The sequence below is a fragment of the Barnesiella sp. B2-R-119 genome (genome assembly GCF_023656675.1).
Taxonomy (GTDB): Bacteria; Bacteroidota; Bacteroidia; order Bacteroidales; family Barnesiellaceae; genus Barnesiella; species Barnesiella intestinihominis.
Map to the genome: position 1 here is coordinate 354,268 of NZ_JAMOKL010000003.1, position 15,533 is coordinate 369,800.

Here is a 15,533-nt window from a genome sequence, read left to right on the forward strand (position 1 = left end):
ACCGGTTCTACCGAAACATCTGAACGACACGCTTCACAGCCGCAACAAATGCTTCCGCTTCGGCATTCGTATTATATGCGGCGAACGAGGCTCGCACTGTACCCTCGATACCGAGAGAGGTCATCAGCGGTTGCGCACAATGATGCCCCGTGCGAACGGCAACACCCAGTTTATCGAGCAACATACCCATATCGTAGTGGTGTATCCCGTCCACCAAAAACGAAATAACCGAACTTTTATGTTCCGAAGTACCGAATATACGCATACCTTCTATGTCTTGCAATCGATCGGTCGTATAACGCAACAATTCGTTTTCATGAGCGGCAATAGATTCCAATCCTACATGGTCGACATAATCCAAAGCCGTCGCAAAAGCGCTCGTCCCCACATAGTCCGGTGTACCGGCCTCGAACTTGAAAGGCAACTCCCCGAAAGTCGTACCCGAAAAATCGACATGAGCGATCATCTCCCCACCTCCTTGATAAGGAGGCATGGCATCGAGCCACTTTTCTTTACCGTATAACACACCTATCCCCGTAGGTCCATATACTTTATGAGCCGAGAACACATAGAAATCGGCATCGAGCTCCTGTACATTCACCCGCAAATGAGGTACGGCTTGTGCGCCGTCCACCAAGACAGGAACCCCCTGCGCATGAGCGTAAGCGATCATTTCACGCACCGGATTAATCGTCCCCAATACATTCGAGACATGGGCGACACCGACCAAACGAGTATGCTCATTGAAAAGAGACTTATATGTTTCGACGTTCAAATCTCCACGTTCGTCGATGGGAACTACCCGGAGTTTGATATTGCGCCGGCGCTGCAAAAGTTGCCACGGCACGATATTGGCATGGTGTTCCATAACGGTGAGAATAACCTCGTCGCCGTCGTGCAGGAACTCATCTCCAAAAGAAGAAGCCACCAAATTGATTGCCTCCGTTGTTCCTCTTGTAAAAATAATTTCCGAAGACGAACCGGCCCCGATGAACTGTTGCACCCGACGGCGGGCAGCTTCGTGGGCATCGGTAGCCTCTTGACTAAGCGTATGGACTCCACGATGCACGTTTGCATTTACCCGATAGTATGTATCGGCAATATGATCGACCACACACTTGGGAGTCTGAGACGTAGCGCCGTTATCCAAATAGATTAACGGTCTTCCCGAAATCTCCCGACTCAGAATAGGAAAATCTTCCCTTATTTTTTCGACATCAAACATAACGGCACTCCTTTCTCATAAATCTTAATGACATGCTTGACAACCGGAGCATTTCGCCAACTCTCCACGAAACCTTTTCTCAACCAATTGACGCAGCCGATCTTTCAAGGCATCGAGTCGTACCAACTCGATGACATCGTTGGTAAACGCGAACATCAACAACATGCGAGCTTCAGACTCGGGAATACCGCGCGACCGCATATAAAACAGGGCATTTTGGTCGAGTTGACCGACCGTGGCTCCATGACTACACTTCACATCGTCTGCATAAATTTCGAGTTGAGGTTTCGTGTACATTTTGGCGAGCGGAGATGCACACAAATTCTTATTACTCTGATAGGCTTCGGTTTTCTGAGCCCCGTGTCGGACCAATATGCGTCCGCTGAACGAACCTCGCGCCGAATCGTTCAACACGTATTTGAACAACTCGTTACTGTGGCAATGAGGGACGGCATGATCTATATGCGTATACGTATCGACGACCTGTCCTTTATCGGCGATAGCCATACCGCAGAGAGACAATTCGGCATGCTCTCCTTCAAAAGCCGAATAGTAATTATTACGGGTTACTCCGTTATGCAATACGATACCATTGACCAATACGTTAGATCGTTCCCCTTGACGCACGAACACCGACGAAACTTTCGACGTATTCTCCGAAGACTCCTCTATATCGTAGTAGTCGAACACAGCGTCGTCGTCCACGAATATCTCGCAAACTTGCGACGACAGAAATTTAACGGTGGCCTCGTCCGAGTGATCGCACACCAGCAATTTGGCCTGCGCCCGTTTTCCTACGACAATCAACAACCGGCGATTCACCATAAAATCGACATTGCCCCGAAGGATATTTACCAACTGTATCGGTTTTTCCACGACGACTCCGTCCGGAATATACAAAAAGAAGCCGTCTTGGGCAAAAGCCGTGTTCAAGGCAACGGTCCCGTCTCGTTTCATATCGGCGACCTTTCCGTAATAACGCGATACCAAATCGGGGTATTGCAAGGACATGTCACAAAGGCTACCCACCAAAACGCCGTCAGGGAGTTTAGATGATACCGGCTGAACCCGTTTGTAAAAAGAGTCATTGACAACGAAATAGAGCAACGTACTCAAATTAGGCACATCGCAACGAAACACTTCGTAAGGATTGATCTCTATATCTATCCGACCCAGATTCAACCCGTAATCGAGAGAATAGACCGACTCTATATCTGTCCGCCGGTGTTCCTCATCTTTCAAAGAGGGTAATCCCCGACTCTCCAACAAAGACACAGCCTCTTCGCGCAACCCGTTCATCACGGCCGACGAATGGCTGTTTATCAAATCTTTTTGAGACCTATATAAATCTATATATTGTTGTACTGCACCCATATCGACTTAAATTTCGCCCAACTCTTTTTTTATCCAGTCATACCCGCGCTCTTCCAGTTCAAGAGCCAATTCGGGGCCGCCCGATTTCACGATTCTCCCCTTATAGAGCACATGGACGAAATCGGGGGCGATATAGTCCAACAAACGTTGATAGTGTGTGATGACAATCGTCGCGTTCTTCTCGGACTTCAATTTATTCACACCGCCGGCAACGATACGCAGGGCATCGATGTCCAGCCCGCTGTCGGTCTCATCGAGAATAGAAAGACGGGGTTCGAGCATAGCCATCTGGAATATCTCGTTCCGTTTCTTTTCTCCACCCGAAAAACCCTCGTTTACCGAGCGACCGGCCAGTTTATTGTCCAACTCCACAATCTCCCGCTTTTCCCGCATAAGTTTCAAGAAATCGGTAGCCGACAGTGGTTCGAGGCCTCTGTACTTGCGTTGCTCGTTCACAGCCGTGCGCATGAAATTAACCATACTCACACCCGGTATCTCCACCGGATATTGAAAACTCAAAAATATACCTTCGTGAGAACGATCCTCGGGTGACAAAGCCAAAAGGTCTTTCCCATAAAACTCGACCGAGCCACGAGTCACCTCATAAGCCGGATTACCGGTCAATACGGCGGAAAGCGTACTTTTCCCCGAACCGTTAGGCCCCATAATCGCATGCACCTCGCCCGGTTTCACTTCGAGGTTTATACCTTTCAATATCTCTTTGCCATTTATGCTGGCATGTAAATCTTCAATCTTCAACATAGATATTTCGTTTTATTCTTTTCTTTATTTATTCCCTGCCGTTACTGCGACTACTTGTCCCGCCACGACATATACACCACAAGGCAAATAGTCGGTATTCAAGCCCTCAACTACATTCATCATCTTCACTATTTGTCCCGTCACTTTGTAAACAGGCAACTGCATCGACCGATCACTTTGTACGAACAAACGTCCGTTTGCAGCGTACACTCGACCCTCCGAATGATCTGCCGGTGAATCCACTCCATCGACAATACGGTCGATATGCACCGGATAGCCGTCGTTTTCCCCGGGAATATATCCCCAATTCCGGCATGAAGTGCCACCTTTCGTCGCATTATTATTCAACGCTTCCAAAAAACCGCTTCCGGCAGACTGCATCTCTGCTGTGCTATACGCAATACCGTTCTCGCCGACTTCTGTACCTTCTATGACTGCATCACTGTTATAATAACAAAAATGCACGTTCGACTCACTCAACCGGCACACCTTGACACCAGCGACATCGCTGTATACATCACCAGTCGAATAACTATTCCACAATAACTTATAAGCCTTTCCAACCAAGCCTCCGACGCTTCCCTGTGAAGAACCTTCCTCATCTATATGTGCATCGATTAAAGAGATATTTCCTCGATTATAGCTATTGTACACCGGTTCTTCACAATATCCGACCAGTCCACCTGCATAAATAGCATTCCAACTGGACGAAGAGCGGGGAGCCGAACTTTCGATTTTCAAACCTCCACGATTCCAACAATCTACAACCGGGCAATCTGTATTCTGACCCATCACTCCCCCGACCGACAACATCGAACCATTCGATTTAACCTCGATCTCACCTTCGTTTCCACAGGTGTACAACGAATCGGTTTGCAAACTATTATAAGAGGAATAAGAGCAAACACCTCCTACCTGTACTTCAAAACCATCGCTTTCACAAATCACGGAGTCCCTATTGAAACAGTACGTTATACCCATGCTCGCCGAGGAAACCCCGCCGACATAAGCACTCCCTTCATAAGCATTCACCTTAACGACCGAATGGTTCTCGCAACTATCCACCCGGAATGAATAATTACTCGAAATTCCGCCTACCGACACACTTCCCGAAGTATTGCCCGATACGAAAATATTTCCCCGGTTCGTACAAGAGACAATACGATTCTCTTTACCATAAACCGGTCCGCATCTACCCACAAGACCCGACACCCTTATGTCGACCACATCGCTGTTATCTTGAATATCCACTATTATCTTTCCCTCATTGGAACAATCGAGGAACTTCACCTCATCAGCATGAGCCACAAGCCCGCTTACCGAGCAAACGATCTCATGTGAATCGCCAGTTCGCAATACAGGAGTAGTCACAATATCGGCTCGATTCACACAGCGAATGAAACGGACATCACCCTCTGCCGAAGCCGCTATCGTACCTATCTTCAAATCCAAGTCCCCGAAAGAAAAGTAATAGGTTCCAGATACTTCTACCCGACAAGTCTCATCTAACGTCAAGTCCCTTATTTCGGCTCTTCGGACCTTACCGAACAAACCGGCTGTAACACGTTTGTAATCATCGCTGTATCCACCACCTTCTTCTGCCGGCACGACCGTCAAACCGCTAATCGTATATCCATCTCCATCGAATACGCCGCTAAAATAACCACCAAACTGCTCGTTAACAGGTGTTATCCATTTGTGTGCCGACATATCTATATCGGCCGCTAACCGAACGGTTTTATCCGGATAATTCCACGACCATCTATTCATGGCCGCCCCCCAAGCAGCGAACTCCTCGGGCGTGGAAATAATCATCACATTGTTATCGAAATTCTTGTCAAGCCATTCTTCATCGTAATTCCCTTCATCGAACCACGAGTCCTCTTGCGCCGAAACAGGAAAAACCTCCACAGCCAAAACACTCAATAACACAATGAGAAAAAAACGATACGCAATCCTTTTCATATCACTCTACTATTTTCCTTAACCTACCGAACCTTCCAACGAGATCTGCAATAGCTTTTGCGCTTCAACGGCAAACTCCATAGGCAGTTTATTCATTACCTCTTTGGCATATCCGTTCACGATAAGACCCACGGCATCCTCGGTAGGGATTCCACGCTGGTTACAATAGAATATTTGGTCTTCGTTGATTTTCGAAGTAGTCGCTTCATGCTCTACCACGGCCGAATCATTCAGAATCTCCATATACGGGAAAGTATGTGCCCCGCAATCGGAACTCAACAACAAACTGTCACACTGGGTAAAGTTCCTTGCATTCTCGGCACTCGGCAACACTTTCACGAGTCCTCGATAGCTATTCTGGCTACGACCCGCCGAAATACCCTTCGATACGATCGTACTGCGGGTGTTTTTCCCGATATGTATCATCTTCGTTCCTGTGTCGGCTTGTTGATAATTATTGGTAACAGCCACCGAATAAAACTCCCCGACCGAATGATCGCCCGCCAGCACACAACTGGGATATTTCCAAGTAATGGCCGACCCCGTCTCCACCTGCGTCCAAGAGAGCTTAGAGTGATCACCTTTGCACATGCCTCGCTTCGTCACGAAATTATAGATACCGCCTTTCCCGTCCTTATCGCCCGGATACCAATTCTGCACGGTCGAATATTTCACTTCGGCACGATCATGCACTACAATTTCCACGATAGCTGCGTGCAATTGATTCTCATCACGCATAGGAGCCGTACAACCTTCGAGATAGCTCACATAGCTGTCGTCATCGGCAACAATCAATGTTCGTTCGAACTGTCCCGTATTAGCGGCGTTGATACGGAAATAGGTAGATAATTCCATAGGACACCGGACTCCTTTGGGAATATAAACGAACGAGCCGTCACTGAATACGGCCGAGTTAAGCGCTGCAAAAAAATTGTCCCGATACGAAACGACCGAGCCTAAATAACGTTTCACCAAATCGGGATAATCTTTCACCGCCTCGCTGAACGAGCAGAAAATCACACCCAATTCGGCCAGTTTTTCCCGGAAAGTCGTCCGTACCGACACACTATCCATCACCGCATCGACCGCTATACCCGACAGTTTCATCTGTTCTTCGAGCGAAATTCCCAGCTTGTCGAATGTCTTGCGTAGCTCAGGATCCACTTCATCGAGGCTTTTCGGAGCCTCTTTGGTCTTGGGAGCGGCATAATAACTGATAGCCTGATAGTCTATATCGGGAATATTCAAATGCGCCCAATGCGGCATTTCGAGCGTCTTCCAGTAAGCGTATGCTTTCAGACGGAATTCAAGTAACCATTCCGGCTCCTTTTTCTTCTCCGAAATATGGCGGATAATATCCTCGTTCAATCCGGTAGGAATAATATCTGTCTCTATATCGGTTACAAATCCGTATTTATAATCGTTAGTAGTAACGTCGTTTAATATTTCATTCGAATTATCCTGTTTCATTTTTAATCTGCTTTACAATTTTCACAACAGAGATACGGCTCGTTGCATATCGAATAAGGTATAAACAATCCCCTCGTCGGTTTGGTTTCCGAAACGAACTGCTCTTGTGCCATCGAAAAGAGCAACGGAGCTACACGTAATGTATATCCATAGAACTGTGACGAAGCCGTCTCTTTTTCCGGAATCAGTTTACCCTTAGGATCGATAATATGGACAAGATTAAGCACTATACTCAATATGACCAAATATTTGACGGCGCCGAACAAAGCCCCGGCCAATCTATCGAGCCACCCCAATGCCACATGATGCGTAATGTGATGTATCAGCCTCATCAGTTGAACGCATATAATGTAAACAATAAGGAACAATAACGAATATGCGATAACCCGGCTTACACCCTCAGGCAAATCGAACATCTCCCTCAACAACGCAGAGAACGAATTTCCGAAAAACCGGGCGACGACTATACCTGCGATAAACCCGCCCAACGAACCTACCTGACGGATAACCCCTTTGATAAGTCCGTACAGAAAACCTATAACGGCGATCAATAGGATAGTAAAATCAACATAATTCATCTCTCACACTCCCGATTCTTAACCCTGCAAAATTACTTTTTTATTTTGAATACTCCGTATTTCCGCCTTATTATCCGTCAAAGACGATAACAAAGGCCGCCCCGTACCTACGAGGCAGCCTCTCTATTCCCGAAAAACGTTTCTTTCTTAAAGCGTCTTTTTCACTTCTACCTCTTCATAGGCCTCTACGAGATCGCCTATCTTAACATCGTTGTAGTTCGTGATGTTCAATCCGCACTCAAATCCCGTAGTCACCTCTTTAACATCGTCTTTGAAGCGTTTCAGAGAACCCAAATCTCCGCTATAAATCACGATACCGTCTCGTATCAAACGTATCTTGCTCGACCGTTTCAGCTTACCTTCCTTCACGATACAGCCGGCAACCGTACCGACTTTCGTGATATGATAAGTTTCCAAAACCTCGGCCGTGCCCAATATTTCCTCTTTGATTTCGGGAGACAACATACCTTCCATAGCCGATTTCACCTCCTCGATAGCATCGTAGATGATCGAATAGAGACGTATATCGACTCCTTCTTTCTCGGCCAATCGGCGAGCAGCCACGGAGGGTCTCACTTGGAATCCGATGATAATAGCATTGGATGCGGCGGCCAACGTAATATCCGATTCGGATATTTGTCCTACGGCCTTATGCAATACATTGATTTGTATTTCGGGGGTGGATAGTTTGATAAGCGAATCGCTCAAAGCCTCCACCGATCCGTCCACATCGCCCTTCACAACCAAATTCAACTCTTGGAAATTACCGACAGCTATACGACGACCTATATCGTCGAGAGTCAATAACTTATGAGTACGCAAGCCCAATTCGCGTTGCAATTGTTCGCGTTTATTGGCAATCTCGCGTGCCTCTTGCTCCGTATCCATCACATGGAACACATCACCTGCCTGAGGAGCACCGTTCAAACCGAGAATCTGAACGGGAGCCGACGGACCGGCAACTTCGATACGGGCATTTCTTTCGTTGAACATAGCTTTTACCTTTCCGTGATTGGTTCCCGCCAACACGACATCGCCTTTATGCAAAGTCCCATTTTGCACCAATACGGTAGCAACATATCCACGCCCTTTATCCAAAGTGGACTCGATAATCGAACCGGTAGCCCTCCGGTTGGGATTCGCTTTTAAGTCGAGCAATTCGGCCTCCAACAAAACCTTTTCCATCAATTCATGTACTCCGGTTCCTTTTTTAGCCGAAATCTCCTGCGACTGATATTTACCGCCCCAATCTTCTACGAGGTAGTTCATATTAGCCAACTCCTCTTTAATCTTGTCAGGATTGGCATTCGGCTTATCGATCTTATTGATAGCGAACACAATGGGAACACCGGCTGCCGAAGCATGATTGATGGCCTCCACAGTTTGGGGCATTACATTGTCGTCGGCAGCGACGATAATAATGGCGATATCGGTCATTTGAGCTCCGCGGGCACGCATAGCCGTAAATGCCTCGTGACCCGGAGTATCGAGGAAAGTGATACGACGTCCATCTTCCAATTTCACATTATATGCACCGATATGCTGAGTGATACCTCCGGCTTCCCCGGCAATCACATTCGAATTGCGAATATAGTCGAGCAATGAAGTTTTACCATGATCCACGTGTCCCATCACGGTCACGACAGGAGGACGAGATGTCAAATCTTCTTCCCTATCCTCTTCTTCATGAATAGCCTCGACCACCTCGGCGCTTACATATTCGGTCTTAAAACCGAATTCTTCCGCAACGATATTGATCGTCTCGGCATCGAGACGCTGATTGATCGACACCATCATGCCGATACTCATACAGGTAGCGATAACCTCGTTCACCTGAACATTCATCATCGAAGCCAAATCGTTTGCCGTAACAAACTCCGTCAGCTTCAACACTTTACTTTCAGCTTCCTCCATTTCGGCGAGTTCACGTTCGCGATTCGAGAAAGCCTCGCGTTTTTCCTTACGCCATTTAGCCGATTTCTTCTGTCCTTTTGTATTATTGGTGAGGCGAGCCAATGTCTCTTTTATCTGCTTTTGTACATCTTCCTCGCTCACCTCGGCCTTTATAGGACGTTGTTTTTGTTTATTCGGTCTATTTCCTCCGTTATTTTTGCCATTTCCTCCACGGGAGGGTTGTCCACCCATCGATGAAATGCTTTTCGATATATCTACCTTTTCTTTACTGATTCGTTGACGCTTCCTACGTTCACCACCTTGCTGATTAGCATCGTCACCACCGGCAGCCTTGTGTGATTCTTGTCTCTGTTTCTCTTTACTCTCCCGCTCTTTACGTTTTTCCTCTTTCGTCTTTTTCTTCGGACGAGTCTGTTGATTCAACGCATCGAGATCTATTTTACCGACGACATTGATATTCGAGGTAAACGCCGGACGATTAATGGTAAACACCTCGTCTTCATGGGATTCCTCGACTTCCTTTTCTTCTTTAACCTCTTGCTCGACAGTCTCCTCTTTTACTTTCGGTTCAACTATTTGAGGTTCTGGGTTCGATTGAGAGACAACCTCTTGTTTAGGTTCGGCGACCGGCTTATTCTCTTCTTCGGCAGGCTTCACTTCTTCACGGGCCGACACCGCCGGCTCTGGTTTTTCCTCTTTCGTTTTCACTTCGACCTTGTTCTCCTCCGATTTAACCGGCTCTTTTTTCTCTACCGGATTTTCCTTTTTATGTTCGGACGACTTCGGACGATTCAAAGCGTCGAGATCTATTTGACCGACCACTTTCGGGCGTTGTGTCTCGGGAATAATTGTTTTCAGCTCCTTCGGTTCTTCCTTTATTGCCGATGAAGAATTCCCCTCCTCCGATTCGGTAGCCGATGTCGCCTTGCTCTTTTCCTTATGACGTTCAAGACTAATGCTCTCCGATTCGAGTTTCAAATTTTTGTCCTTACTGAACTCCTTGACAAGCAGTGCATACTGTTCGTCGGTTATCTTGGTGTTAGGGTTAGCTTCAACCGTAAAACCTTTCTTTTGAAGAAATTCGACCGCCGTCTGAATTCCTACATTCAAGTCTCTTGCTACTTTATTTAACCTTATCGACATACTCAGTTTTAGTTTATAAATAATGGAAGAATTAAAGATGCCTCCGACAAAGGCACAAAGACCGCATTGTATCGGTCCCGAAAACGGATTACTCTTCAAACTCCGCTTTCAAAATAGCGAGAACTTCGTCCACGGTGTTCTCTTCGAGGTCGGCTTTCTCGATCAATGTTTCACGAGGCAACGCAAGCACACTCTTCGCAGTAGCGCATCCGATACCTTTCAAGGCCTCGATCACCCAGTCGTCGATTTCGTCGCTGAATTCGTCGAGGTAAATGTCCTCCTCTTCTTCCTCGTCTATATCTCTGTAAACATCGATATTGTAACCCGTAAGCATGCAAGCCAACTTAATATTCAAGCCGCCTTTACCGATAGCCAACGAGACCTCCTCAGGTTTAAGAAATACCTCTGCTTTCTTCTCCTCTTCATTCAACCGAATCGAAGAAATCTTGGCCGGACTCAAAGCGCGTTGTATAAACAGTGATGGATTGGCCGTGTAATTAATGACATCGATATTTTCATTGCGCAATTCCCGGACAATACCATGTATACGCGAACCTTTCACACCCACGCAAGCTCCTACCGGATCGATACGATCGTCATACGATTCAACGGCAATTTTAGCACGCTCTCCCGGAATACGGGCAATCGCTCTTATCAAAATCAAACCGTCGTGAATTTCGGGCACTTCGAGCTCGAAAAGACGGCGAAGAAATTCATTGGACGTGCGGGATACCAAAATTTTAGGATTGTTGTTCTTGTTATCGACTTCCAACACGACAGCCCGCACGGTCTCACCCTTCCGGTAAAAATCCGAAGGTATCTGTTCGGCTTTCGGCAACAGCAACTCATTACCGTCGTCATCGATCAACAACATCTCCTTTTTCCAAATCTGGTAAACTTCGGCACTTACCAATTCGCCTATTTTATCTTTATATCTATTGTATATGGCATCTTTTTGCAAATCGAGAATCTTCGAAGCCAGTGTTTGGCGCAAGTTCAAAATAGCTCGACGACCGAATTTCTCGAAATGCACCTCGTCGGTCATCTCCTCGCCGACCTCGAAATCGGGGTCGGTTTTCCGAGCTTCCGACAAAGAAACCTGCAAATTACTGTCGGTCACCGCTCCGTCTTCCACAATCTCACGGTTACGCCATATTTCGAAATCCCCCTTCGTCGGATTCACGATTACATCGAAGTTTTCATCGGTCCCGAACATCTTTGCCAATACGTTGCGGAAAGATTCTTCCAGCACACTAATCATCGTAGTTATTTCGATGTTCTTCAACTCTTTGAACTCTGCAAAGGTATCGACCATGCTAACGGGTTCCTCTTTTTTTGCCATATTATTTAAATCTGATTAGATATTTTGTATATTTTACTTCATCATATCCAAAAGCGAGGTCTTCCTCGACCTCCACTTTTCGTTTACTGGTTTCGCTCTTTACTTTCTTGGTTATCGTCACGACAAATTTCTCCGAATCGGCACTTTTCAATATCCCCGAAAGTTTCATGCCGTTTTTGGTCAACAATTCCACTTCCTTGCCTATATTTTTCTTGTACTGCCCGAGGACTTTGAACGGAGAGGTAATCCCTGCCGACCCAACCTCCAATTCATAATCTTCGACATCTCGGTCGAGCTTCGATTCCAAAAAACGATGTAACGCCACGCAGCGATCTATATCCACACCCTCTTCGTTATCTATTTCCACGACAATCACATTATCGGGTTTTACTTGTACATCGACTACGAAACAGTCGCTTCCGGTCAACCCTTCTTCAACAAATGCCTCTATTTCTTTTTTATCTATCATAACGACTCTATGCAAAGAAAAAAACGAGGGGACATCATTGCCCCCTCTTCCATTCCAACCGCCACAAAGATAGCACAATATTATATAATACGCAACTCCACAGATTCCCTACGAACCAAAATAGGATAATTCGCACCTAAAATTTAAATATTTTTCAACAAATATATTCTTATTTAATATAATAAAAATGCGAAAGAACGCAATTGTTTCCGCAACAAAAGTTCTCTGCCCCCACAATAACGATTACACAAAGCATGAAATAATGGACTGTGATCCATATATTTTAGATGAGCGAGCTCATGGCAAATAACATAATCGATCAACTCTTCGGGTAGGTACATCAAATAAAACGACAACTGTATCTCTCCCCGACGGGTACAATGCCCCAACTTTCGCCGCCCGCGACCTATCGTTACCGAAACCACTGGCAACCCCAATCTCGACGAGATTTGATTCAGCCTCCGAGGTAAAACCTCTTGCGCCCTTCTGTAAACGAAACGACCCACTCCCCGCGACAACGTTTTCCGTACATTCGTCTCATTCAAATCGATTCCCGGAGGACAAAACACCTGTAAACAATCACCCTCATACCGAAATAAAAACTTATTCGACACACCCGGCAACAAACATATATCTCCTCCATAACAAGGAATACTATCGCCCGTAGACAAAACTCGATTTTTCCGTATCGTCACGCTTCGAGACACCAACACCCTCAGTTTTTCACGGTTATCGTCCACTGCCGATTTCACCCGGTTTACAGCATATCCTTCCGGGCAAGTAATCTGCAAACCATTATCCTTTACTCTAAATATCAAACGGCACGCCCGACTATCCGAACGAATATAAATCTCCCCGAATTCCTCGTCTCGATAAACAAACATCTACTTTCTCCTTTTCCATTTGCGAAGATAATGGAATTGGAGCATTTGAACAAAATCGGACAAAAATGGCTCGATCGATAATTAGTCGGGATATCGGCTTAAAAAAAATCGGAGGCGATTCTCCTTTAACTTCTCTCTTGTATTCACAGACAGATATGAAAAAGAATATTTGAAGCAGCATTATAAGTCCTCTTCCCTTCTGCGTCCCGCAGCCTTACGAGGTGTTTTGCAACGACAAAAATCGAAGCAGGGAAGAAAGCGAAATTCATACCAATCTCTCCCACTGTGTTACGCAGAGATATAGCGGGAGTGCTCGAAAAGCGGAAGAGCTAAATCAAGAAAAACACAAAAAGGTGTTAACGACAGAATACTATTAACCTCCTGCCCTGCGCACGCATATGCGACACCGGGGAGAAGTGTAAAATCTATCCTTATACCAAAAAAGAGAATATTCCTTTAACCACCCCACCTATACCCTGTGGCATTGCAAAGCACTCACCCCTCCACTGTGTTTTGCAACGCAAAATATAGGGGAGGTAGCACGAAGTGACGGAGGAGTTAAATAAATATCCACAACAGAGGAAACACATCAAGGTATCGACACTCTCCCTCTGCTCATCACAGATGAGATAGGGGGAGTGCCCGCAGGGCGAGGGGGTTAAACTCTCAAAAACATAATTTATTATCTTCCCAATCCTTCTCCGAAGAGCCTAAAATATAGCTACCGTCAAGCAATTCATCGCTAAAATTCATGTCTATCCCCGAATTCTCCATTGAATCCAAAAACGCTCTCCCCCACGAAAAGAATTGTCGGTAAAATCTATTTACCACCGGTTCCCCAAAAATAGTTTCGCTCCACAACAAAACCGAAATAACACCCCATTAGTTAAAAAATCATATTTATTTAGTACCATGCGATACAAACTACTAAACCATACCTATATTTGTGTTGTAAAAGGTACTAAACATGAATACAGACAACGTTAAATCTCAGATGAGAAAAGGGATACTGGAATATTGTACCCTGTTGATTCTTCAAAAAAGAAGAGCCTATGTTTCTGATATTATCCAATCGCTCAAAGAAGCGAAACTCATTGTAGTGGAGGGAACGCTATACCCGCTTCTTTCCCGCCTTAAAAACTCCGGATTACTTACTTACGTTTGGGAAGAATCCACGCAAGGCCCCCCGAGGAAGTATTATGAACTTACTCCCGAAGGAACTGTTTTTCTAAACGAACTCGACAACGCTTGGAAAGAATTGAATCAAGTCATAGACCACATCAAAGAACAATAAACCAAATACACTTTTATATGAAAAAGACCGTAACCGTCAATCTCGACAAAACGATTTTCAATATCGACGACGATGCCTATACCGTCCTCGAATCTTATTTAGAAGCACTACACGACCATTTCAAAAAAGAAGAAGGCGGGCAAGAAATCATGAACGACATCGAAAGCCGCATTTCCGAACTTTTCAAGGAAAGGTTAGGGTTCGGCATGCAAGTAATCACCCTGCAAGAGGTCAACGAAGTCATCGCCATAATGGGCCAACCGGACGAAATAGAAAACCCACTCGATTCGGGAACGGCTCCCGACAATAATGCGGAAGGCGATAACTCCGGGCAAACGACCGATACTCCGAACAACGAATCTCACAAATCGACCAAACGGCTGTACCGCGACCCCGACAATCGCATATTGGGAGGTGTAGCATCCGGTATGGGCTACTATTTCGGTATAGACACGGTAGCCATTCGCGTCATCATGGTATTGCTGTTACCCTTATGGGCTTCATCGGTATGGATATATCTGTTGCTTTGGATATGTATTCCCGAAGCCCGCACGACCTCTCAAAAACTCGAAATGCGAGGTGAAACACCCACTGTCGACAATATCAAAAGAGCCGTAGAAGAAGAAAAAGAAAATGTCTCCCGAAACAGAGGTGTCGCCAATTCGATTTGGCGAAGCATGGGGAGTATATTCCGTGGACTTTTCAAATTCATATTTATTTGTATCGGCGGGCTTATCGCCATATCCATTATCGGAGCCTTAGTTACCTGCATCATCAGTATTCTAGGTTTCTTTTTCTTAGGGACAGCAACCATAACGACCCCCTTCTTCTCGATTTTTCCCGGAGGGATGCACGTTCTTAACGGACATTGGGAACTGGTGGTATTCACACTCTCGCTATTTTTTACTTTCGGTATCCCTTTGTATGCCATACTTCGAGCCGTATTAGGATCTATATTCCACTGGAAAGCCCAATCGTCGGCACTCAACATTTTCCTGCTGGTTCTTTGGATACTTTCTCTGGTCGGGCTATTCGTCTCCACCTTCATTTACATGCCCGAATATCCATTATTAAACCTATAAAGCTCCATAATTAGAAAGAGAACGCCACAAA

The 15,533-nt window shown here is 45.8% G+C and carries 12 protein-coding genes; 2 read left to right on the forward strand and 10 right to left on the reverse strand.

Going from position 1 to position 15,533, the window contains the following annotated elements:
* Window positions 1–7 precede the first annotated feature (7 nt).
* The 10 genes from NBH06_RS07810 to NBH06_RS07855 all read right to left on the reverse strand — a co-directional run bounded on the left by NBH06_RS07810 (window position 8) and on the right by NBH06_RS07855 (window position 13,126).
* Window positions 8–1,225, reverse strand: a complete 1,218-nt coding sequence (locus tag NBH06_RS07810; protein WP_250793629.1) for an aminotransferase class V-fold PLP-dependent enzyme — start codon at window positions 1,223–1,225, stop codon at window positions 8–10.
* Window positions 1,226–1,249: 24 nt separating this feature from the next.
* On the reverse strand, window positions 1,250–2,599 hold the full coding sequence (gene sufD, locus NBH06_RS07815; RefSeq protein ID WP_195555000.1) for a Fe-S cluster assembly protein SufD: 1,350 nt from the start codon (window positions 2,597–2,599) through the stop codon (window positions 1,250–1,252).
* Between the two features lie 6 nt (window positions 2,600–2,605).
* A complete protein-coding gene (sufC, locus tag NBH06_RS07820; protein ID WP_008862709.1) occupies window positions 2,606–3,361 on the reverse strand; it encodes a Fe-S cluster assembly ATPase SufC in 756 nt (251 codons plus the stop codon).
* A 24-nt stretch (window positions 3,362–3,385) separates the two neighbouring features.
* Window positions 3,386–5,326, reverse strand: a complete 1,941-nt coding sequence (locus NBH06_RS07825) for a hypothetical protein (protein ID WP_250793630.1) — start codon at window positions 5,324–5,326, stop codon at window positions 3,386–3,388.
* Window positions 5,327–5,344: 18 nt separating this feature from the next.
* A complete protein-coding gene (gene sufB / locus NBH06_RS07830; protein WP_008862711.1) occupies window positions 5,345–6,796 on the reverse strand; it encodes a Fe-S cluster assembly protein SufB in 1,452 nt (483 codons plus the stop codon).
* 2 nt (window positions 6,797–6,798) lie between these two features.
* Window positions 6,799–7,374, reverse strand: coding sequence for a CvpA family protein (locus NBH06_RS07835; protein WP_250793631.1), 576 nt, complete (start codon window positions 7,372–7,374; stop codon window positions 6,799–6,801).
* Between the two features lie 147 nt (window positions 7,375–7,521).
* Window positions 7,522–10,431, reverse strand: a complete 2,910-nt coding sequence (infB, locus tag NBH06_RS07840) for a translation initiation factor IF-2 (RefSeq protein ID WP_250793633.1) — start codon at window positions 10,429–10,431, stop codon at window positions 7,522–7,524.
* Between the two features lie 88 nt (window positions 10,432–10,519).
* Entirely contained in the window at window positions 10,520–11,773 is a 1,254-nt protein-coding gene (gene nusA / locus NBH06_RS07845; protein WP_195554997.1) for a transcription termination factor NusA, read from the reverse strand.
* A gap of 1 nt (window position 11,774) precedes the next feature.
* Window positions 11,775–12,242, reverse strand: a complete 468-nt coding sequence (gene rimP / locus NBH06_RS07850; RefSeq protein ID WP_008862715.1) for a ribosome assembly cofactor RimP — start codon at window positions 12,240–12,242, stop codon at window positions 11,775–11,777.
* A gap of 173 nt (window positions 12,243–12,415) precedes the next feature.
* Window positions 12,416–13,126, reverse strand: coding sequence for a M48 family metallopeptidase (locus NBH06_RS07855; protein WP_021891505.1), 711 nt, complete (start codon window positions 13,124–13,126; stop codon window positions 12,416–12,418).
* 967 nt (window positions 13,127–14,093) lie between these two features.
* Here NBH06_RS07855 and NBH06_RS07860 point away from each other — a divergent pair.
* Both NBH06_RS07860 and NBH06_RS07865 read left to right on the forward strand, forming a co-directional pair.
* The gene (locus NBH06_RS07860) at window positions 14,094–14,420 is read left to right on the forward strand and encodes a PadR family transcriptional regulator (RefSeq protein ID WP_008862717.1); all 327 of its coding nucleotides are present in this window, start codon (window positions 14,094–14,096) and stop codon (window positions 14,418–14,420) included.
* Window positions 14,421–14,437: 17 nt separating this feature from the next.
* Complete coding sequence (locus NBH06_RS07865; protein WP_250793636.1) at window positions 14,438–15,502, forward strand: PspC domain-containing protein; 1,065 nt, start codon at window positions 14,438–14,440, stop codon at window positions 15,500–15,502.
* Window positions 15,503–15,533: the final 31 nt, after the last annotated feature.

Bases quoted from the DNA above. Each gene is read 5' to 3' on its own strand.
- NBH06_RS07855 (WP_021891505.1), bottom strand. From the start codon at position 13,126: ATGTTTGTTTATCGAGACGAGGAATTCGGGGAGATTTATATTCGTTCG.
- rimP (WP_008862715.1), bottom strand. From the start codon at position 12,242: ATGATAGATAAAAAAGAAATAGAGGCATTTGTTGAAGAAGGGTTGACC.
- NBH06_RS07810 (WP_250793629.1), bottom strand. From the start codon at position 1,225: ATGTTTGATGTCGAAAAAATAAGGGAAGATTTTCCTATTCTGAGTCGG.
- sufD (WP_195555000.1), bottom strand. From the start codon at position 2,599: ATGGGTGCAGTACAACAATATATAGATTTATATAGGTCTCAAAAAGAT.
- nusA (WP_195554997.1), bottom strand. From the start codon at position 11,773: ATGGCAAAAAAAGAGGAACCCGTTAGCATGGTCGATACCTTTGCAGAG.
- sufC (WP_008862709.1), bottom strand. From the start codon at position 3,361: ATGTTGAAGATTGAAGATTTACATGCCAGCATAAATGGCAAAGAGATA.
- NBH06_RS07825 (WP_250793630.1), bottom strand. From the start codon at position 5,326: ATGAAAAGGATTGCGTATCGTTTTTTTCTCATTGTGTTATTGAGTGTT.
- infB (WP_250793633.1), bottom strand. From the start codon at position 10,431: ATGTCGATAAGGTTAAATAAAGTAGCAAGAGACTTGAATGTAGGAATT.
- NBH06_RS07860 (WP_008862717.1), top strand. From the start codon at position 14,094: ATGAATACAGACAACGTTAAATCTCAGATGAGAAAAGGGATACTGGAA.
- sufB (WP_008862711.1), bottom strand. From the start codon at position 6,796: ATGAAACAGGATAATTCGAATGAAATATTAAACGACGTTACTACTAAC.
- NBH06_RS07835 (WP_250793631.1), bottom strand. From the start codon at position 7,374: ATGAATTATGTTGATTTTACTATCCTATTGATCGCCGTTATAGGTTTT.
- NBH06_RS07865 (WP_250793636.1), top strand. From the start codon at position 14,438: ATGAAAAAGACCGTAACCGTCAATCTCGACAAAACGATTTTCAATATC.